The sequence below is a fragment of the Polynucleobacter sp. UB-Piko-W3 genome (assembly GCF_018881635.1).
Taxonomy (GTDB): Bacteria; Pseudomonadota; Gammaproteobacteria; order Burkholderiales; family Burkholderiaceae; genus Polynucleobacter.
In genome coordinates this window covers 129,613-150,074 of the sequence record NZ_JACVPY010000002.1, presented here as the reverse complement: position 1 = coordinate 150,074, position 20,462 = coordinate 129,613, and the positions used below count along the sequence as shown (strand labels likewise).

The 20,462-nt window shown below is 44.2% G+C and carries 21 protein-coding genes; 4 read left to right on the top strand and 17 right to left on the bottom strand.

Features of this window, described 5'->3' with window-relative positions; translation table 11 throughout:
• The first annotated feature begins 41 nt into the window (after positions 1-41).
• Both ICN31_RS01055 and ICN31_RS01050 read left to right on the top strand, forming a co-directional pair.
• Positions 42-1,028 carry a tripartite tricarboxylate transporter substrate binding protein gene (locus ICN31_RS01055; protein ID WP_216257759.1) on the top strand — a complete coding sequence of 329 codons (987 nt, stop codon included), beginning with the start codon at positions 42-44 and terminating at the stop codon, positions 1,026-1,028.
• 77 nt (positions 1,029-1,105) lie between these two features.
• Positions 1,106-2,743: a thiamine pyrophosphate-binding protein gene (locus ICN31_RS01050; protein ID WP_216257758.1), complete on the top strand. Its 1,638-nt coding sequence runs from the start codon at positions 1,106-1,108 to the stop codon at positions 2,741-2,743.
• A 10-nt stretch (positions 2,744-2,753) separates the two neighbouring features.
• On the opposite strand, the gene ICN31_RS01045 is transcribed toward ICN31_RS01050, so the two are convergent.
• Genes ICN31_RS01045 through ICN31_RS01015 form a run of 7 tightly spaced genes read right to left on the bottom strand, consistent with a single transcriptional unit; the run spans position 2,754 to position 8,172 of the window.
• Positions 2,754-3,461: a sulfite exporter TauE/SafE family protein gene (locus tag ICN31_RS01045; protein WP_370624318.1), complete on the bottom strand. Its 708-nt coding sequence runs from the start codon at positions 3,459-3,461 to the stop codon at positions 2,754-2,756.
• Between the two features lie 50 nt (positions 3,462-3,511).
• Positions 3,512-5,233, bottom strand: a complete 1,722-nt coding sequence (locus ICN31_RS01040) for an L-aspartate oxidase (protein WP_216257755.1) — start codon at positions 5,231-5,233, stop codon at positions 3,512-3,514.
• Positions 5,230-5,841, bottom strand: coding sequence for a fumarate hydratase C-terminal domain-containing protein (locus ICN31_RS01035; protein WP_216257752.1), 612 nt, complete (start codon positions 5,839-5,841; stop codon positions 5,230-5,232). Before ICN31_RS01035 ends, ICN31_RS01040 begins: the two co-directional genes overlap by 4 nt.
• A gap of 10 nt (positions 5,842-5,851) precedes the next feature.
• Entirely contained in the window at positions 5,852-6,727 is an 876-nt protein-coding gene (locus ICN31_RS01030) for a fumarate hydratase (RefSeq protein ID WP_216260655.1), read from the bottom strand.
• 10 nt (positions 6,728-6,737) lie between these two features.
• Complete coding sequence (gene sdhC, locus ICN31_RS01025; RefSeq protein ID WP_216257750.1) at positions 6,738-7,097, bottom strand: succinate dehydrogenase, cytochrome b556 subunit; 360 nt, start codon at positions 7,095-7,097, stop codon at positions 6,738-6,740.
• Positions 7,094-7,444, bottom strand: a complete 351-nt coding sequence (locus ICN31_RS01020) for a succinate dehydrogenase (protein ID WP_216257748.1) — start codon at positions 7,442-7,444, stop codon at positions 7,094-7,096. Before ICN31_RS01020 ends, sdhC begins: the two co-directional genes overlap by 4 nt.
• The gene (locus ICN31_RS01015) at positions 7,441-8,172 is read right to left on the bottom strand and encodes a succinate dehydrogenase/fumarate reductase iron-sulfur subunit (protein WP_216257746.1); all 732 of its coding nucleotides are present in this window, start codon (positions 8,170-8,172) and stop codon (positions 7,441-7,443) included. The genes ICN31_RS01020 and ICN31_RS01015 overlap by 4 nt, the downstream gene beginning before the upstream one ends.
• An 82-nt stretch (positions 8,173-8,254) precedes the next feature.
• On the opposite strand from ICN31_RS01015, the gene ICN31_RS01010 reads away from it, so the two are divergent.
• Positions 8,255-9,130: a LysR substrate-binding domain-containing protein gene (locus ICN31_RS01010; protein ID WP_216257744.1), complete on the top strand. Its 876-nt coding sequence runs from the start codon at positions 8,255-8,257 to the stop codon at positions 9,128-9,130.
• Here ICN31_RS01010 and ICN31_RS01005 read toward each other — a convergent pair.
• From ICN31_RS01005 to ICN31_RS00970, 8 genes are all read right to left on the bottom strand, one after another.
• Positions 9,125-10,273, bottom strand: coding sequence for an iron-containing alcohol dehydrogenase (locus ICN31_RS01005; protein WP_216257742.1), 1,149 nt, complete (start codon positions 10,271-10,273; stop codon positions 9,125-9,127). The genes ICN31_RS01010 and ICN31_RS01005 overlap by 6 nt on opposite strands.
• 21 nt (positions 10,274-10,294) lie before the next feature.
• Positions 10,295-11,299: a galactitol-1-phosphate 5-dehydrogenase gene (locus ICN31_RS01000; RefSeq protein ID WP_216257740.1), complete on the bottom strand. Its 1,005-nt coding sequence runs from the start codon at positions 11,297-11,299 to the stop codon at positions 10,295-10,297.
• Positions 11,300-11,308: 9 nt separating this feature from the next.
• The gene (locus ICN31_RS00995; RefSeq protein ID WP_216257738.1) at positions 11,309-12,082 is read right to left on the bottom strand and encodes an SDR family NAD(P)-dependent oxidoreductase; all 774 of its coding nucleotides are present in this window, start codon (positions 12,080-12,082) and stop codon (positions 11,309-11,311) included.
• Positions 12,079-13,392: a histidinol dehydrogenase gene (hisD, locus tag ICN31_RS00990; RefSeq protein WP_216257736.1), complete on the bottom strand. Its 1,314-nt coding sequence runs from the start codon at positions 13,390-13,392 to the stop codon at positions 12,079-12,081. Before hisD ends, ICN31_RS00995 begins: the two co-directional genes overlap by 4 nt.
• 82 nt (positions 13,393-13,474) lie before the next feature.
• A complete protein-coding gene (locus tag ICN31_RS00985; protein WP_255530857.1) occupies positions 13,475-14,539 on the bottom strand; it encodes an ABC transporter substrate-binding protein in 1,065 nt (354 codons plus the stop codon).
• 31 nt (positions 14,540-14,570) lie between these two features.
• Positions 14,571-15,368, bottom strand: coding sequence for an ABC transporter ATP-binding protein (locus tag ICN31_RS00980; RefSeq protein ID WP_216257734.1), 798 nt, complete (start codon positions 15,366-15,368; stop codon positions 14,571-14,573).
• Between the two features lie 3 nt (positions 15,369-15,371).
• Positions 15,372-16,157 carry an ABC transporter permease gene (locus ICN31_RS00975; RefSeq protein ID WP_216257732.1) on the bottom strand — a complete coding sequence of 262 codons (786 nt, stop codon included), beginning with the start codon at positions 16,155-16,157 and terminating at the stop codon, positions 15,372-15,374.
• A complete protein-coding gene (locus ICN31_RS00970) occupies positions 16,157-16,726 on the bottom strand; it encodes an ABC transporter permease (protein ID WP_370624250.1) in 570 nt (189 codons plus the stop codon). Before ICN31_RS00970 ends, ICN31_RS00975 begins: the two co-directional genes overlap by 1 nt.
• A 305-nt stretch (positions 16,727-17,031) precedes the next feature.
• Between ICN31_RS00970 and ICN31_RS00965 the strand changes: the two genes are divergently transcribed.
• Positions 17,032-18,060: a LacI family DNA-binding transcriptional regulator gene (locus ICN31_RS00965; protein WP_216257730.1), complete on the top strand. Its 1,029-nt coding sequence runs from the start codon at positions 17,032-17,034 to the stop codon at positions 18,058-18,060.
• 153 nt (positions 18,061-18,213) lie between these two features.
• On the opposite strand, the gene fdx is transcribed toward ICN31_RS00965, so the two are convergent.
• Positions 18,214-18,552 (bottom strand): ISC system 2Fe-2S type ferredoxin, encoded by a 339-nt coding sequence (fdx, locus tag ICN31_RS00960; protein ID WP_216257728.1) that lies wholly within the window; start codon positions 18,550-18,552, stop codon positions 18,214-18,216.
• A gap of 32 nt (positions 18,553-18,584) precedes the next feature.
• Positions 18,585-20,450 carry a Fe-S protein assembly chaperone HscA gene (hscA, locus tag ICN31_RS00955; RefSeq protein ID WP_216257726.1) on the bottom strand — a complete coding sequence of 622 codons (1,866 nt, stop codon included), beginning with the start codon at positions 20,448-20,450 and terminating at the stop codon, positions 18,585-18,587.
• Positions 20,451-20,462: the final 12 nt, after the last annotated feature.

Sequence of the window (20,462 nt, the reverse complement as noted above, 5' to 3'; positions counted from 1 at the left end):
GATAAGATACAAAAATCAAATTAACATTGGGGAACAAAAGAATGCTTAAGAAATTCATTGGACGTATCGGTAAACAATTTGCATTGATCACAGGAGCATTACTTTTACTTGCATCGCCATTAAGCTATGCACAGAATTGGCCAACTAAACCGATTAAGCTCATCATTCCATTTGCTGCAGGTGGTACTACAGATATTTTGGGCCGCCTATTAGCGCAACAACTCACAAAAGATCTTGGACAAAATGTGATTGTCGAAAATAAACCAGGCGCTGGTGGCAATATTGCCGCTGAGTTTGTAGCACAATCTGCAGCAGATGGTTACACCATCATGCTCGCCTCTGGAAGCATGCTCACTGTCAACCCAAATCTTTATAAGAAATTGCCAGTCAATTACGCTAAAGACTTTGTTTACATTACTAATGTGGCGAGTGGTCCAATGCTGGTATCAGTGAGTACTAAGTTACCAGTCAAAACCTTGGGTGAATTTATTGCTTATGCCAAGACTAAGGATCTTAACTTTGGTTCTGCAGGCATTGGTAGCCAAGTGCATATGGCAGCTGAGAACTTTACCTATTCAGCAAATATCCCCGCTACCCATGTGCCATATAAGGGTGAATCAGCAGCTATCAATGACTTAGTTGCTGGCCAAATCGACTTCATGGTGGGCAATCTCACTGCAGCAACCGGGTTTGCCAAAAATGGGCAAATAAAGCCTTTAGCTGTCACTAGCTTAAAACGTTCAAAACAATTACCTGATGTGCCCACGGTAGCGGAAGCTGGCATTCCTGGATTTGAATCGACTGGTTGGTTTGGACTTGTTGCTCCGGCAAATACCCCAAAGACGATTACCGAAAAGATTTACGATGCTACTGTTAAAGCCGTAAATTCGGAAGCATTGCGTGCTAGCCTTGATTTAAATGGCCTGACTGCTGTAGTAAACAACCAGAAAGAATTTGAAGCCCAAGTGAAAGCAGAATCAGTCGTTTGGGAGAAAGTGATTAAGGGCAGAAATATTAGTGCTCAATAAATAAAAACGCCACTTATGATGAGTGGCGTTTTTTCATGTATCTATATCACCATCTTGTCAGGAATTTGTAAAAAATAATGAATGCAAAAAATAAAAATGGGGCTCATGCCTTGATAGAGGCATTTGAATTTGCAGGTATCAATAAAATTTTTACTCTTTCTGGCAATCACATCATGCCTGTATATGACGCTATTTTTGATTCAAAAATAGACCTCATCCACACGCGACATGAAGCTGCGGCAGTGCACATGGCAGACTCCTGGGCTAGATTAACAGGAGAGGTTGGAATTGCAATGGTAACGGGCGGTCCTGGTCATGCTAACGCGATTTCAGCACTTTATACGGCCGCGATGGCTGAATCGCCCGTGGTCCTTATTTCAGGCCATGCACCGATTGGCCAGATCGGAAAAGGCGCCTTTCAAGAAATGGATCAGGCGGCTATTGCGGCCCCCTTAACAAAAGCTTCGTGGGTCTGTCAAAAGACAGAAGAGGTGGCATTGGATATTGCAAAAGCAATTCGTATCGCCAAGTCTGGAAGACCTGGTCCTGTGCATCTCAGCCTACCAACTGATGTACTTGAATCTGCGCTCCCCATCAATGCAGTGATGCCAACTGCTTCATCCTTTAAAGCAGAGTCATCTTCAATTAATGCCGCCGACCTAGAAAAGCTCATCAAGCAATTGAAAAAATCAAGCAAGCCTCTCATATTGACAGGCCCATTGATGCAATCAAAAGAAGGTAAAGCTAAATTAAAGACGCTTGAAAAAGCGACTGGTATTCCCGTTATTGGAATGGAAAGCCCTCGGGGCATTGGCGATCCGAGCTTAGGCGCTTTCGCCGAAATATTAAATCAAGCTGATTGCATACTACTACTTGGAAAAAAGATCGATTTCACTCTAAAGTTTGCCCAAAGTCCTGGAATCCAAAAGGACTGTCAGTTTCTACAAATTGATCCCGATATGGATGAAATTGAACGCGCCAAAAGAGCGGTTGGAGATCGCCTATTGCAAACTATTCAAGCAGATATTCCCGTTGCCATGGAGTCCATTATTAGTCTAAATAAAGATCAAGAGGTGGCAACAAGTGATTGGCAAAATATAGTTTGGGATGCAGTCGCATTTCGCCCTAAGGTCTGGAAAGAGCTCCCGCCAAAAATGGGAACTATTCACCCCGTTCAAGCCCTCGCTCCCCTACAAGAAATTCTAGACAGCCATCCTGATTCTGTTCTCATTAGCGATGGCGGTGAAATTGGTCAGTGGGCCCAAGCCTGTCTGCAAGCACCTAACAGAGTAATCAATGGCGTAGCTGGATCTATTGGATCTGGCTTACCCTTCGCAATCGCAGCGAGAGTTGCCAAACCAAATTCGCCAATTATTGCAGTGATGGGTGATGGTACATTCGGCTTTCATAGCGCTGAAATTGATACTGCCGTCCGTTATAAGCTCCCATTTTTAGTGGTAGTTGGTAATGATGCTCGCTGGAATGCTGAGTATCAAATTCAAGTGCGCGAGTATGGCCAAGACAGAACTATTGGCTGCGAGCTACTGCCATCTCATTATGAAAAAGTATGCGCTGCATTTGGCGGGTATGGAGAATTTGTTAACGACTCAAATGAAGTTCTACCGGCCGCTAAACGAGCGATCACTAGCAAACTGCCTTCATGTATCAATGTTTTGATAGATGGGCTTGCAGCACCAAACATCAAGCGATCGTAACTTGGGAAAGCTAATCTAGTACTTGACGTATTAGTAGCATCGTTCCAGAAAAAATCAAAATCGCCGCAAAAGTTATCCTGATAGCGGGGCCGCTTAACTTAGTATGCACGTGAGTGCCTAACCAAATACCAAGGAAAGTAGCAGGCATTAAACAAACCGCCAAGCCTATAACTGACCAACTCAAAATGAGGCCAGTTACCAACATGAAAGCCAGACGTAAAAACGTCAACATAAAAATCGTTAATACCATCGTTGCACGTAAGGCTCTTGGATCTTTAATGCGAAAGCTAAGATAGGAAACATAAATTGGGCCACCAGTTGCAAACAATGCAGTAAAAGCACCCCCAAGAAAGCCAAATGGTGCGGCCCACCACTTACTAATAGGATCACCCATTTCTGAATTTCTTTGCCATAAGACTCGGAGACCATTAATTAAGGCGAAACATCCTAATGCAATTAATAGTGGCTCACTTGGCGCCTTCACCAACAACACAATTCCTAAAATCATCCCGATTAGACTGAATGGAAAGAGCCATTTAAGCTCTTTGAGATTAGCATCTTGAGAAGATTTTCTGCCGACATATAAAGAGCCACATATATCAATAATCACCATCATTGGAACTACTGATTTCAATGGATACATCTGCACCAGCAGTGGGACGGCAATGATTGATGATCCAAATCCTGATATGCCAAAAATAAAATAGGCGCCAAAAATAATTAAGGTCGCTAATCCAAAATGGATCGGGTCAATGAGATCAAAAATAATTAAGCCTCAACCAAGATTGTTTGTCCTGGCTTGATCATCGTAAATTGCACTGGGCGATTTTCAATCTTCAGCTCTTGGTCATTAAGGTGAACAGCTGTGTAATAAGAGTCTTCGAGCGATCCAGGCTCCGGGAAATCTTCACGGTAGTGCGCCCCTCTAGAATTCTCTCTGGCAATAGCCGCCTCTGTTACGGACTGACTAACCAAAATGAGGTTTTGTAAGTTCATCCAATCTTGCCAAGTATTACTGTATTCCCGCTGAATATCGCCAACGCCCATTTGATTTAATTGTGAAGCTAGCTGCTTCAAAGTTTGACGTGCGCGAAATAAACTTTCTTTAGTTCTTGAAATACCGACATCATCCCACATGCACTCTGCGAGTTCATCTCGTATAGCCTCAATGTCACCAGGCATCTTTTTCAGTGGTGCTTCATGCTCATGAATGCTTGCTGCTACCTCATCCATATTGCACTCACTTAGTTGTTGTGAAGCAACCCAACGAGCCATTGACTCTCCTGCGATGCCGCCAAATACAGTTGAGTTGGCAACACCATTGCCGCCTAAGCGATTAGCGCCATGTACGCCACCAGTATCCTCACCAGCAGCAAACAGTCCTGGGAGATCAGTGCTGCAATCCTTCTTAAAGACCAGGCCGCCCATCATGTAGTGGGCAGTTGGCACAACCTCGACTAAATCCCTAGTTAAATCAAATCCACTATCAGCACAACGCTCGACCATACCCTTAAATAGTTTGCGTACGTTCTCAGGACCTAAATGACTCATTTGAATATAAACACCGCCATTAGGAGTTGCGCGCCCAGCACGGATTTCAGAATTAATTGATCTAGAAACAATATCCCTTGTGGCACGTTCGTTGCGCGGATCATAGTTACCCATAAAGCGCTCTTGATTGCCATTGAGTAAATAACCACCAGCTCCACGCAAGCCTTCTTCAATAACTGTGCCAGTCATACGAGTGCCTGGGCCAGCTAATAGTCCTGTGGGATGAAATTGCACCATCTCCATATCACGCAAAACGAGGCCAGCACGCAGAGCCATTGCTAAGCCATCACAACTCTTATCTCCCGAAGGGGTATGGTATTTATACATTGTCGGGCCACCACCAGTGGCTAGCAAGACAGCTTTGGCACGCACCAATACAAATTGGCCAGTCTGCATATTGAGCATTAAGACACCTGCAAGTGATTTTCCATCTTTGCTATGGATCAATTCAATAGCGCGATGCTCTTCAAGACGATTAATACCTCTGGCCCATACTTGCTCCGCTAGACGATTGATAATCTCGATGCCTGTTAAGTCACCCTTATGAACAGTCCGATCAAATGTTTGGCCAGCAAATGCTTTTTGATGAACCGTACCATCAGGATTACGATCAAAAAAGCATCCTAGCTCATTTTCTAGCTCATGAATCCGCTCAACTGCAGTGTTGACTAGCGTCCAGGCTAAATCTTGATCGCAGAGCCATTTGCCACCCTCAATCGTGTCCATAAAATGGCGCTCGACAGAATCACCCTCAGCCAAAGCTACGTTGTAACCACCTTGGACCATGCGTGTGCAGCCAGACTTACCTAATAAGCCTTTCACTGCGATCGTGATATCTAAGTTAGGATTTTCTTGATGTGCATGTAAGGCGGCAAAAAGGCCTGCGCCTCCAGAGCCCAGAATGAGAATATCGGTGTTAATTGTTGGGATAGCGCTCATGAAGTAATTCCAAGACTTTTTAATACGGCTTCTTTTTTAAGCGCCACATCACTCTTCACTTCCTGATAAATACTTCCTCCATGGCTATCCATTGCAACTAGCAATGGGCCGAAGTCTTTAATCTTGAAACGCCAGAGTGACTCTGGATTGAGATCGTCCATATCGACATCTTCAATTTGCTCTATCCAAGTGGTCTCAAGAGCTGCAGTGCCACCAATAATTGCTAGATATACTCCACCTAGATCCTTAAATGCTTGTGCAGAATCTTCACGCATACCGCCCTTACCGACAATCATGCGAACCCCATTCTGTGTCATCAAGGGGCGAGTGAAACGCTCCATACGATCTGAAGTGGTAGTGCCAATGCAAATAGGCTCATAACCAGCAGGAAACTCTTTACTTACTGCAACTTTACGAACATTAGGCGCCGTATGGATTACTGCATGACCATTCAAGTCAAAATGTGTCTTACGACCATGATCGAACATCTGAATTTGCGTTGCATCGCGGATGCCAAACAAGGTGTTTTGCAAAGTCACCGTATCGTTAATGCGAAGCTTACGAATATCTTCTTCAGTAACAGGTGTTGCAAGGTTGTAATGGGCCATATTCGCTATCCTAGAATCCATAGGTAACGCCAGATGGCGTAAAGGTTGCACGCGCTCTGCGAGCCGAATGGCATTGCATATTGACAGCTACAGGATTTAAGGTGATATGCGTATGTGCCAGCTCTACGTGGACCGCAAATGCTGTTCCATCGCCACCAAGTCCTTGTGGGCCGATTCCAAGCTGATTGACAGCTGCACTTAGCTCCTTCTCTAGCTTGGCACCCTCTTCATCGCTACATACACTACCCAACTCACGAGTCGCTGCACGTTTAGCCATAGCCACGCATTGATCAGACGTTCCACCAACTCCAACACCAACGATCGTTGGTGGGCAAGTCTTGCCGCCAGCAGAGACAACACTATCAATTACAAAAGCTTTAACGCCATTAATACCGTCAGCAGGAATTGCCATTTTTAAAAAGGAATTGTTCTCTGAGCCACTTCCTTTAGGAACCATCTCAATTTCAATAGACTCTGCAGCATCATAGAAATCAATATGAATTGCCGGCATATCAATACCACACGAGGTGTGATTATTTTTACGGGTAATTGGATGTACTACTGAAGATCGCAGGGGATACTCTCTGGTAGCGCGCTCGCACCCTTTGCGAATAGCAGCCTTTAATGCCATGCCATCAAATTGCACATTACTACCAATCTTCACGTTGTAAATCGGTAGGCCAGTATCTTGGCATAGGAGATTATCTTCACGCTCTGCAACCGAGATATTCGTAATCATGGTCTTCAATACCACCTGAGCACGTGAATCTGTCTCAGCTTTATTCAATTTATCTATACCTGCCTTAATGTCATCAGGCAGTACCTTTAAGGCGCGAATGTAAAGCTCTTTACAAGCCTCTTCCACTAAACTCATTTGTAATTGCATATCAGCCCAATCAACTAGCAAAATATAAAAATAGGAGCCCGCAAACGATCGCGAACAAAATAGAGAGCTGTATCCAGCCTTTACGCAAGCCCTTCCATGGGCCAAACTCAATCATGAGAAGACGTATACCGCCAGCCAAATGAACGGCCAGCAAAATCACCAAGGCCCACTCACCAAACTTAAATACCCACAAATCCGTGAGCGTGAGGGATTTCTGAAAACCTTCTGCACCTCTTAGAGATTGAGACAGCATCAGAAAGTGTAGCGGGATAAAGCATGCCAATAACAAGCCAGAAAAGCGGTGGCATGCATACGCAAAATAAGATAAGTGGGTTTTGGCGCGGTAATCTAATTTTGGTCTGGAACTCATATCTGACCACCTGTAAAAACACCAACAACAGCGGTAGTACCAAGAATCAAAATCAGTAGAGCAAGAATCCAGGCGATAGGTCTAGCTAATCCGCTGTTTGGGAAGATCTCTTGCAATATATTGGCCATACCAATTGGAGCATGTACAAAGCAGGCTAGGACAAAAATTTCATAAAAAATAGCAAATAGCGCATTGCCTTGGGTACGTCCTAAAATTTCTTGGGCAGTAAGACCGCCCCTGATGGCATAAAAAATAATCGCCAAATGAATCGCAACACAAATACCAAGCACCATGGCGCTAATTCTTTGTGCATACCAAAGCTTAGCCTGCAAAACATTGTTACTCATAGCTTGCCCCACTTGCTACCTCGGGCAGCAGCTCTAGCGACTAACTTTTTGAGACCAGCAATGCTTGCAGTTGGCTCAATCGCCTTGGGACAGAACTCAGTGCAAGAGCCTTGTGAATGGCAAGCGTGGCAACCTGCATCACCCGCTACAGCTCTCATGCGCTCTAGCTGCTGAACATCTCTCACATCATTTGTTAGAGTCCAAGCACGATTGAGAGCTGCGGGCCCGAGATAGTTTGGTCTAGATTGAACTACCTCGCATGAGGCATAGCAAACACCACAACCAATACATTCGATACCAGCGTCTGCCAATTGACGCTCCTCAGAATTTGGCTGTACTTTTGTAAAATCATCGTGACGTGTTTTGTCACCTTTAAAGAATCCAACAGCACCCTTCCACTTATTAAAAAATTCACGCATATCGGTAGCGAGATCTTTAATAACAGGCAAGTTATTCAGGGGGGCAATTTCTAAAGAATCCCCCTCCACAATTTTAGAAACGTGAGTACGGCAAGTCCAACGAGCCACTCCATTGACGGTCATTGCGCATGAACCACACATTCCGACACGACAGGCAAAGCGATAGCTTAAAGTGGGATCAAGCTTTCTCTGAATATAGGTAACCACATCCAGAACCGTTTGATTTGGGTTTCGTGGCACCAAATACTCAACGAACTCACCCTCTTGGGAGCCTCGCCAGACGTTTACTTTGAGATCGGTATTTGACATCTGCTCATTATATTGATAGATAGTAAAAAATAAATCGAATTAATTTTTCTTTGAGATAAAGAAATTATTTATAATAAAACTCATGTCCAGTATTAAAACCCTCAAAAACTTCTTGGCGATTACCCGCCACAAGAGCGTTGCAGCGGCCGCTCGGGAAATTGGTTTGACCGCGGCTGCGGCTGGTCAACAGTTGCAGCAATTGGAAAAAGAAATTGGTCTGGAGCTCTTTGATCGGACTAAGCGCTCCCTGACTTTAAATGCTCATGGCAGATCCCTGATTGAGCCTATCCAGGAAATTGTGGCTCGCTATGAAGCCCTACGCTCAAACCTTCAATCTAACATCAACGGCACAATTGTCCTAGGTGCCCTGGTTTCCACACTGATGGGTGCATTTGGCAAAACCCTCAATGAAATCAAACATAACTATCCTGAGTTAGAAATCAAATTGATAGCTGGCTTATCCAGTAATTTTTTGGATCAACTAATTGAAGGCACGCTTGATGCGGCAATTGTGACTGAGTCTCCATACGCATTACCCCAGAATGTGCAATGGACAGAGTTATATAAAGAACCGATGATCTTAATCAGTCCAGTTTCTCCATCAAAAAGTAAATCAGGCGCATCACATACCGATCCTAACCTACCCTTTATTCGATTTGAAAGAAATACCTGGACAGGACATCTTGTAGATCAAACTATTAAAGCTAATAAGCTATTCATACAAGAAGGTATGGAGCTCAACTCTGTAGAGGCCATCATTGAATTGGTTCGCCAAGGACTCGGCTACTCCATAGTGCCAAAACTAGCGAACATCTCCTGGGAAAATGATCGGCAACTTCGCATTCAGGATTTGCCCGGTAAAACAATCTATCGCAAGGTTGGCCTTCTAGAACGTAAGAAGCATGGAAGACAAAACATTACGCTAGCCATAAAGCAGCATTTCTTATCTAGCCTATAAAGCTTCTCGATATAGTGCTACAGCATCATTGAGAGTAATTTCTCGTGGACTATTCATGAGCAATCGCGTTTGTAGCATTGCGTCTCGGGCCAGTTGATCAACATCGTGCTTTGTAATACCAACCTCAACTAACTTCTGTGGCAATCCAAGCTCGCCAGCTAGGCCGCCAAGATAATCAGCTAACTGAGTAGCCTGCTCAATACTTGAGCCCATGAGACCAGGCTTAATAATTTGGCCAAGTTCTGCATACATTGAGTGGGCGACTTCAATATTAAATCGGATCACAGGCGCCAACATTAATGAGTTAGATAACCCATGCGGCACATGAAATCTTGCGCCAATTGGATAGGCTAAGGCATGCACCCCAGCAACGGGTGCATTTGTAAACGCCATACCAGCCAAACATGCGCCTAGCAGCATATTTTCACGCGCAACAATATCATTGCCTGAATGAACAGCTTTATGAAGGTTGCCAGACAGTAATCTCAGCGACTCTTTGGCAACGCAATCTGACATTGGATTTTTTAGCCATTTAGTGGTGAATGCTTCAATTGCATGCACCATTGCATCAATGCCAGTTGCAGCAGTTACATGGGATGGCAGCCCCAGGGTTAATTCTGCGTCGAGTATTGCCAGGTCTGGTAGAAGATGGGGTGAAAGTACGCCTTTTTTCTCACTCTCACTTACTGTCACAACAGAACTTTGAGTAACCTCAGAGCCAGTACCCGCAGTGGTGGGCACCAAAATCAAAGGCAGCCTTGGTCCCTTAGCTATGCCAATGCCATAAATGTCCGACAATCTTTCTTTGCCCGGCGATAACAAAGCAACCAGCTTTGCAACGTCCATTGAGCTACCGCCACCAAACCCGACAATATAGTCAGCATGACATTCTTGCGCTGCCTGGATTGCCTTATCAATAACAGAAACAGGGGGATCGGCTTGAACCTCAGAGAAGATTTGAACCAAGAGTTTCAATTCTTTAAATTGAGGCATTACCCTGCTCAGCAAGCCCGCAGCAAGAACACCAGGGTCAGTAATAATCAATACCGATTTACCGCCTCGCTCTTGAATCTTGTTTGCAAGATTTGCTGAGCTACCTCGCGCTACCAAGATTGAATGGGTTGAGTAAAAGTCAAATTGCATGGCTCAGTACCTTAAGTTTTATTAAAACGGTTTTAATAAAACCTTTGCAGCCGCTGTTTTTCCAGCATGCAAGTCACTAAATGCCTGGGGACCATCCTCAAGCGATCTCTTTTCAACCCAGGACAAGTTACCAAAAGCATTTTGTGCGAGTAAATTAACAGTCGCTTGCAAGTCTACTGTCGAATAAGTGTATGTTCCAAGCAAGGTAATCTCAGCAAGAGTAAGTTTTCTCATATCAATTTCACTGGCCCACTCTTGCAAGCCAACATGCATGATGACACCGCCAGGTTTAATTGCGCTAAGAGCCGAATTTCGGGTGACGGCAGCACCTACACAATCCATAACAAACTCAAATGTATTTTCAGAAATATTTTCATTAATTGGATTAAAGGTTTTGCATCCAACATGACTCTCAATAGCTTTTCTACGCAAAGGATTAACCTCTGCTACAGTTATTTCACTGACTCCATAATGCTTTAGGAGAAGGGCCGATAACATTCCAATTGCACCGCCACCCAGAACTAATACGCGACACTCCTGAATAGGGCGCTGCAAGGCACGCATAGACAAGTTAATGGCATGTACAGCTGTGGCAGCAGGCTCAGTTAAGGCGGCGGCATCCAGACTTAGTCCCTCAGGAATAGCAATCAGGGAACTAGCCGGAATGCTCATGTATTCAGCAAAAGCCCCAGGTCTGGTCATACCAACCATTGTTCGATTGGCGCATAAATTATTCCTACCTTGTAAGCAATATTCACAGCGGCCGCAGGTGATTAATGGATTACCTGTAACTCTTTGGCCTTTTGAAAATAATGGAGAGCTTACTTCTTCAACGATGCCAGCAAATTCATGCCCTAAAACTAGGCCGGGCTTTCTTCTAGGGTCATGACCATGGTACGCATGCATATCACTCCCACAAATTCCAACCGATTCAATCTTCAGAACTACCTCATCCTTATCCAAGGAGGGATAGGGGCGATCTAAAACCTGCATTTCATTCGGCTGGGTATAAACCAAAGCTTTCATCGTGATTCCTTATATTGCGGTATAGCCACCATCTAACATGATGGTTTGTCCAGTAATGTATGTGGAGGCATCGCTAGCCAGAAAGATTGCTAAGCCATAGATATCATTCAATTCTCCATTGCGGCCTATGGCAGTTTTTTCTGCATGCATCTTAACTAACCCAGGGTCATTAAATACTGGTGCAGTCAGCGCTGTTGGGAAAAAACCTGGTCCAATAGCGTTACAAGTAATTCCAGACTTAGACCATTCTTGAGCAATAGCACGCGTCAATTGAACGATTCCTCCCTTTGCAGCTCCATAAGGCGCGCTATTGGAAAATGCTCGAAAACTTTGTAACGATGCAATATTAATAACTCTCCCCCAATTTCGAGCTTTCATTTGGGGAGCAAGCGCTTGCGTCATAAAAAATGGGGCTGCCAATTGAACGTTTAATTGCTCTTGCCAACTCTGAGGAGAAACATCCCCATAGGATTCTCGTAAATTAATGCCTGCTGCATTTACCAAGATATCTACCTTGCCAGATTTATCCATTACTCGATTTGAAAGATCCTTGGCCGCCTCCAGATCACTTAAATTAGCAACATAGGAGGAAACTTTGATCCCATGTGAACGGATTTGATCTACCGCTTCTTGTAAGAGGCCTTCTCTACGAGCAGCGATCACGACCTCCGCTCCCGCTAAACCCAAGGCAAGAGCAATACTCTCACCTAAACCGCTACTACCGCCAGTAATCAGAGCGGTTTTGCCTTGTAAATTAAAAAGATGATTAACCAGTGGACTCATACTTCAACAGGGCTTCCAAGATTAAATGTTTCATTAGGGAAATATTTTTCTAGGCGGTCATCAGCTGTTCTGGCGTGAGCCTCCATACCCTCAAGGCGACTAATTCTCGCAGTAACTAATGCCATCTCTTTACTACCTTCGCGGGTCATTTTTTGCCAAGTTAGAGTTTTCATAAACTTATGCACTGATAATCCACCGGAATATCTAGCAGCTCCTTTGGTTGGCAAGACATGATTTGGGCCGCTTGTCTTATCACCAAAAGCAACCGTAGTTTCCTCACCTAAAAATAAGGAGCCGTAGCAAGTCAAATTACTTAGCCACCAGTCTAGATCTTTTGCATGAACTTCGAGATGCTCACTTGCATATTGATCAGAAATCTTTGCAAGCTCTTCTCGAGTACTACATACAATGACCTCACCATAATCACGCCAGGCACAAGCTGCTGCATCTTTTGCAGTTGGCGGCAATAAATCAATCATCTGAGGCACCAATTGCATGACTTCTTTTGCCAATTTCTCAGATGTTGTAAATAACCAAGCGGGGGATTCATGCCCATGCTCAGCCTGCCCCACTAAGTCGCTGGCCACTATTTTTGGATCTGCGGATTCGTCTGCAATAACCGCAATCTCTGACGGACCAGCAAAAACATCTATCCCCACCTTGCCAAATAATGAGCGCTTTGCTTCGGCAACGAATTTATTTCCAGGCCCAACCACAACATCAGCTGGCTTACCAGTAAATAAGCCATAAGCCATAGAAGCAATCGCCTGAACACCGCCAAGAGTCATGATGACATCTGCGCCTGCAGCCTTGAAGGCATAGAGCACATATGGATGAATACCTCCGCCACGAAACGGACTGGAGCAAGCAATAATATTTTTGACGCCGGCTGCCTTGGCAGTAGCTACAGTCATATATGCTGAGGCAATATGGGCATATCTACCAGATGGTGCATAACATCCAACCACATTTACAGGCAATACTTTTTGCCCAGCAGTAACTCCGGGATGCAATGTTGTTGAAAAATCACTAATACTTTTTTTCTGGGCTAGAGCAAAGTCAAATACCTGCTTAACAGCAAAATCAATGTCTCTTTTTACCGAATCCGGTACATCCGCTAAGATTTTATTGATTGTCGATTCTGACATCACAATATCGCCAGACCACTTATCAAGCTTTGCAGCATATTCTTTTGCAGCCGACTCGCCATTTTTCTCAATATTGGCAAGCATTTCCGTAACTACTTGCTGAGCCGTTGATGTCTCAGTTTCCGGCGTTTTGGCTGCTTTTTTTAAATAATTTATTGACATATTTCTAACCTTATCTTGTAAGCGCTTACAGCTCTTTTTCTAAAAAATGAGGTTGCCCTCATTTTTTAGATTAGATTAATTACTACTTAGTATTATTTGCAAACTCACGCAACTTCTTATCAGCATTTACCATCTTCATAAACTCATCAGTGATGTATTCGTTTGCTGGTGGGACAGCTTGAATTGCTCCAGTTGACTGCATAAAGGCAGCAATCGCATTAAACCAACCGTCAACCTGTGATGGCCCTTTAGAGCTATCCATAATCTTTAACTCTGTTGCGAGGTCATAATTTGGGCGGGTATCGAACTCTTTCTTCATTGAGGCCTCAGAAATAGTAACGCCACCCTGCTCATAAAACTTCTTCATCATCGCAATAGCTTGTGGTTTGTTTGCATTCATCCACTTCCAGGCACGCAAATACACTGCCAAGAACTTAGCTACATTTTGTGGGTTTTCCTTTGCATAATCCCCGCGCACGATTAAGGCACCAGGAACAAATGCGCCACCATCCTTACCGCTACAAATCACCTTGGCACCAGCCTTTTCTTCCAAGGTGTAGATATTTGGAGCCCACAATCCACCAAAGTCAGCATTGCCCGATGACATTGCGGAGATAATTTCACCCTGCCCCATATTTTTAATAACGACATCAGCCTTAGTTAAGCCATATTTTTTAAGACAAGACTGAACGGCATAGTCACCAGTTGAGTTTCCAGTCAACACAATGGTTTGTCCTTTGAGAGACTGTGGATTAGCTGCGAATGCCTCTGCTGCCTTAGGAGTTGCCAGCAATGCATTGCCAGCAGATTCATCATTACTAAGGCCAATCGTTTTAATTCCGAAGCGGACATAACCCAACACTGCTGGAACTGAACCTGTGCCGCCCACATCCCATGACTTAGAGGCAGAGGCTGCAATCTGAGGAACACCCGCAGGAAAAGTACTGAATTCTGGTTTAAGGCCCAACTCCCCCCACCAATTCTTTTCAGTTGCAACAAAAAATGGTAGCGCCCAATACAAAGCAGGCTGATAGCTTACCTTAATCTCAGTTAAAGCAGGCTTTGCTTGGGCATGCACATTCCCTATGCTTGCTGCTGTAAGCATGGTGGCCCCTAAGATTCCAACTAATGACTTTTTAAATTTCATATCTGTCTCCTTCGTCTATTTCAAAAATAAATCAATGATCAACCCCCAGGTTTTGCTCCCTGAGTAATTTCCAAATTTGACTGCGTAACTGCACAAATGAACTTAAATCCATTACATCTTCAATACGAGAGTATTGATCCCAACACTCCTTCTCCCTAATTGGTTTAATTTCAATAACATCTCGAATCAAACCAGGCCTTCTAGACATCACCACCACACGATCTGCAAGATATACCGCCTCCTCAACCGCATGGGTTATAAATAAAACCGTCTTTGGATTTTTACGAGCCAATCTCACAAGCTCTTCTTGCATCACAACTCGTGTTTGTGCATCCAATGCGCCAAATGGCTCATCCATTAACAGGACCTCGGGCTCCAAGACATAAGCGCGTGCAATTGCAACACGCTGCTGCATACCGCCAGAGAGTTGATGGGGATAGGCCTGTTCATAACCCTCCAATCCCATCAAAGAAATCAATCTAGCTGTCTTCTCCCTCTTATCTGCTGCACTCATACTCAGCGACTTCAGACCAAATTCAATATTTTCCTGCACCGTCTTCCAAGGAAACAAAGCAAATTGCTGGAAAACAACTGCGCGATCAGGCCCCGGACCTTTAACCTCTTTACCTCCAACCAATACACGACCCTTAGTAGGCATCTCCAATCCCGCTACCATTCGCATGCAAGTTGTTTTACCGCAGCCCGATGGCCCAACAATAGCCACAAACTCTCTATCTTTTACACAGAAGTCTATCCCACCGACAGCAAGAAATTCTTTTCCGCCCTGCTTAAAACTACGCTCAACTGATTCAAAAACGATGTCTGCCATAAATCAAATTTCTTTATAGTGAACGGCTAGCTTTTCTGCCTGCCTTAAAAGTATGTCAATAAATAAACCGATTAATCCAATAGCAATCATTCCACTCATTACGATATCGGTTTGAATGCTAGCTTGACCCTTAACCATCATGTATCCAACTCCACTTGAAGCCACAATTAACTCAGCCCCAACCAATGATTGCCAGCCTAGTCCAGCAGAAATTCTGAGGCCAGCAATGATGGATGGGATTGCCGCTGGAAACAACACTTCTGTCATTAAGCGAAATTTACCAGCCCCCAGCATCTTGGCAGCCTCAAGGTATTTTTTATCTACATGAATAGCGCCACGATAGGTATTAATTAAAACGGGTGGGAAGGCGCCCATAAAGATAACCAGTACCGGTCCGCCAATGCCGGTGCCAAACCAAAGTGCTGCAAATGGCACCCAAGCAATAGGCGCCACAAAGCGAATACTTTCAAAGAATGGCGTAATGACTTGATTGGCAAATTTTGATAAGGCCATTATCAGCCCCATTGGAATACCAATTACCACGGCCAAAACAAAGCCGTACAAAAAACGTTGGAAGCTTGAAGCAATATGGGCGAACAAGGTGTAACCAGAGAATGGCTCATTAAGCAGTTGAACAAACTTCAAAACCACCTGATGAGGTGCGGGAAGAAACTGCTTAGGAACAAAACCAAGGGCAACAGCTAAATACCAAAATCCAATGAAGCTAGCAAGGCCTAAGCCAGTCCACAATATAAATTCACTCTGATTTAAGCGGTCATGGTTAGCCATTAAGCCCTCCAAGGCATTGCATAGCGCTCAGCTTTTGCCAACAACTGAGTCATTAACCATCCAGAAATTGCTACGCTCATCATGCCAACCAATATCATTGCAGGATTAATATCTTGAGCAGCTTGATTTAAAATTGAGCCCAATCCCAAGGTGGCACCCACTAGTTCTGCGGCGACTAAAGTGGTCCAAGAGGCCTGGAGAGAGAGTCTTAGGCCAGTGAAGATCAGTGGAAGAGCCCCAGGTATCAACACCTCTCTGTAATAGGCGAAGCGGCTAATACCCAACATAGCAGCAGCTTCTTTTTGTGGAATCTCGATAGAGCGTACACCTGTAAAAGTGTTAATAACGGCTGGCACAAACGCGGCAACGTAAATCACCATTATCTTGGCAGAGTTGCCAAGTCCCAACCAAACAATTGCCAATGGGATCCATGCTAATGGCGGTATGGGCCTCAAGGTTAGAAATATCGGATTAACAAATGCTTCAATTTTCTTATTAGCCCCCATCAAAATACCAAGCAAGATACCTAGAGATGAAGATACTAAAAATCCTGATGTGACCAAGACCACACTTTGGAGGATATGCTGGTATAGCTTCCCATTACCATAGCCTTGTACCGCAATAATCTTGAATGAATTCCAAGTTTCGGTTGGCGATGGAAATCTTGCGCCCGAAATAAACCCACCCCACTCGGTTAGACCAAACCAAGCCAGAAGGAGGATCGTAAAAAATAGGAGAAGGGATAAAAGCTTGCTAAAAATTTCTAATTCCTTATAGAATGGCAGAAAATGTAAGCGCTTTCATTCTAACCAAAAAATGCAGCTAAAGTGAGTGTCAGAAACCGAAATTGACTAGGACTTTCCCTAAGGGCGAGATGAAAAAAACTGTAGGATCAATCACTATTGACCATGTTGCAGCTGCAGCAAAAGTTTCTACGGCCACTGTTTCAAGGGCACTTAATAGACCAGATACAGTCAGCACTCAATTAAAAGAAAAAATTAATAGTGTTATTAAAAAATTAGGGTACATACCCAATGCTGGAGCTCGTTCACTCATGCTCAAGCGCTCTGGAACAATTGGAGCTATCGTCCCAACTCTTGATAACGCAATCTTTGCGCAAGGTCTTGCAGAATTTCAACGCCAACTAAATCAATCAGGTCATCAGCTTTTAGTAGCGAGCAGCAATTACAGCCCCGAAATCGAGGCCAATCAAATAACCAATTTACTCACGAGAGGTGTTGAAGGTATTGCACTCTTTGGTGTTAGCCAACAACGTGAGGCATTAAAACTATTGAAAACTCGCAATATTCCTTACATACATGTGGGCTCATTATCCGCACCCTACAATGGCTATGCCTCTGGGTTTGATAACCGCGAAGCAATTAAGCTTGGAGTTCAACATCTACTTTCCCTTGGGCATAAACACTTTGGAATACTGGCAGGCATTACTACTCATAATGATCGAGCCAGAGATCGAGTTGAAGGGGTACTTGAGCTTTTAACTGAGAAAAAAATTCAACTCAAAGCAGATGTCATTGTGGAATGTCTCTATGACCTACATGAGGCACGTCTTGGATTCAAAAAACTACTGCTCAATAATCCTAAGATTACCGCAATTATTTGTGGTCAAGACGTCTTAGCGCTAGGGGCGCTTCTTGAAGCGCAAAAACAAGGCCTTCGTATTCCAAAAGATCTATCCATTATTGGGTTTGATGATCTTGAAATATCTCGCCACCTTTTACCAAGTCTAAGCACAATTCATATTGATGCTATTGGAATGTGGGCCCAAGCTGCTAATCATCTCATCTCCCAAATCAATGGCGTAGAAAATCTTCCTAGAAAAATCAAAGCCAATGTGAATTTGGTTATTCGTGAGTCAAGCTCATCCCCTTTGAAGCGCTAAATACCCTAAAAAAAGCCACCCCGAAGGATGGCTTAAAAGAGATTTTTGGAGGTACTACTTAAAGAACAAACTACAAGTTCATATTAGTCGTCTCAAAATCTCATTTTTCTTCTGTTTGCATCATTCAGGGCTAACTTGCTTCATTTTGGTGCATTAATGATTCTCTTTGGCGTGATTGATTGAATATTTAGGTATCTCAATCACCAAATCTTGTTTAGCAACAATCGCTTGGCAAGATAAACGGGACTGAGGATTCAATCCCCAGGCGCGATCGAGCATATCTTCTTCATTCTCATCGGGTGTATTGAGACTCTGGCCGCCTTCTTTAACAATGATGTGGCAAGTGGTGCAGGCGCAGACCATATCGCAGGCATGCTCAATCGGAATGTCATTTTCTAGCAGGGCCTCACAAACCGAAGTCCCTGGTGCCACTTCAATTACGGCACCCTCTGGGCAATACTCACTATGAGGTAATACAACGATTTGCGTCATGATTCTTTTCTATTGGTTTTATTTCTATTGTTTTATATCTCTGCAACATTCTTACCAGACAATGCCTTCTGAATACTGGCGTTCATCCGCATCTGTGCAAACTCATCGCTTGCTTTAGCAGCGTGATCTACTGCTTTACGTAATACCTCACTACTAGTTTCTTCATTCAAAATCTTTTGCAAAACTAGCATCTCTTGATCAATCGCAGCCTGCTCTTCTTTATTCAGTAAAGCACGATCACTAGCTAAGGCTGTTTGTACCGCATCTAACAAACGCTGTGCATTCACTTGCTCCTCACGTAACGATCTTGCTAAGAGATCCTCTTTTGCAGAGGCAAAGCCATCTTGCAGCATGCGCGTAATCTCAGAATCTGTGAGGCCATAAGAAGGCTTAATATCAATTGAGGCTTGAACTCCAGAGCCCTGCTCCGTGGCACTGACAGAGAGCAAGCCATCAGCATCTACCTGAAAAGTTACCCGAATACGTGCGGCACCTGCAGCCATACCTGGGATGCCGCGCAACTCAAACTTACCCAAAGAGCGGCAATCTTGTGCAAGCTCACGCTCACCCTGTACCACCTGAATTGCTAGCGCAGTCTGACCATCTTTAAAGGTTGTAAATTCCTGTGCCCTGGCTACTGGAATCGGAGTATTACGCGGAATAATCTTTTCGACTAAACCGCCCATCATTTCAATACCCAGAGAGAGTGGAATAACATCTAATAGCAGCCATTCATCATCTTTACTTTGATTGCCGGCCAATAAGTCAGCTTGCATGGCAGCGCCCAGCGCAACCACCTGATCTGGATTTAAATTATTCAGTGGCTGCGTTCCAAACAACTCACCTACGGCACGCTGTACATTTGGCATGCGCGTAGAACCACCCACCATGACCACCCCTTTGACATCTTCAGCCTTCAATCCTGCATCTCGCAAAGCTTTTTTACAAGCCGTTAAGGTCTTAGCGACGAGGTTTTGAGTAATCTCAAAAAGCTGAGCCTGACTGACGCCCACATTCACTATGGTGCCATCTGCCAGAGTCTCATGAACGCGGGCTAATGGGTTGTGGCTCAACAACTCTTTAGCATGTTTGCATGCTAACAATAGGGTTCGGTGATCATGAATTGATAAGGGCGCGAGTTTTGCCTGCTCAACTACCCAGCAATACAAGCGATGATCAAAGTCATCACCACCTAATGCAGAATCCCCACCAGTAGAAAGCACTTCAAATACGCCTCTACTCATTTTCAGAATAGAGATATCGAAGGTTCCACCCCCTAAGTCATAAACAGCATAGACACCTTCGGAGGCGTTATCCAAGCCATAAGCAATCGCTGCAGCAGTAGGTTCGTTCAGAAGTCTAAGTACTTCAATGCCAGCTAACTTAGCTGCATCTTTAGTCGCTTGACGTTGTGCATCATCAAAATAAGCGGGCACAGTAATCACGGCACCAACAATGTCTTCCGCAACAGAGTCTTCAGCTAGCTGACGCAAACGCGCCAAGATCTCAGCAGACACCTCGATTGGACTCTTATCACCAGCAACCGTTCTCAGCTTGAGCATGCCCGGTTGATCTACAAAGTCATATGGAGTGCTCTCAATATGATCTACATCTTGAACGCTTCTACCCATAAATCGTTTCACAGAAACAATGGTGTTCTTTGGATCAATCACTAAGCTCTCTAGAGCCTCAAAGCCAGCTTGAGTTCTGCCATTTGGTAGATAGCGCACAACGGATGGGAGTAGCTCTCTTCCCTGTGTATCTGGTAGTACCTTAGGTAAAGCATCTCGCACGATCGCAACAAGCGAATTGGTAGTTCCCAAATCGATACCAACAGCAATACGGCGCTGGTGGGGCGCTAAGGATTTACCAGGTTCGGAGATTTGTAATAAGGCCATAAGTTTTAAATT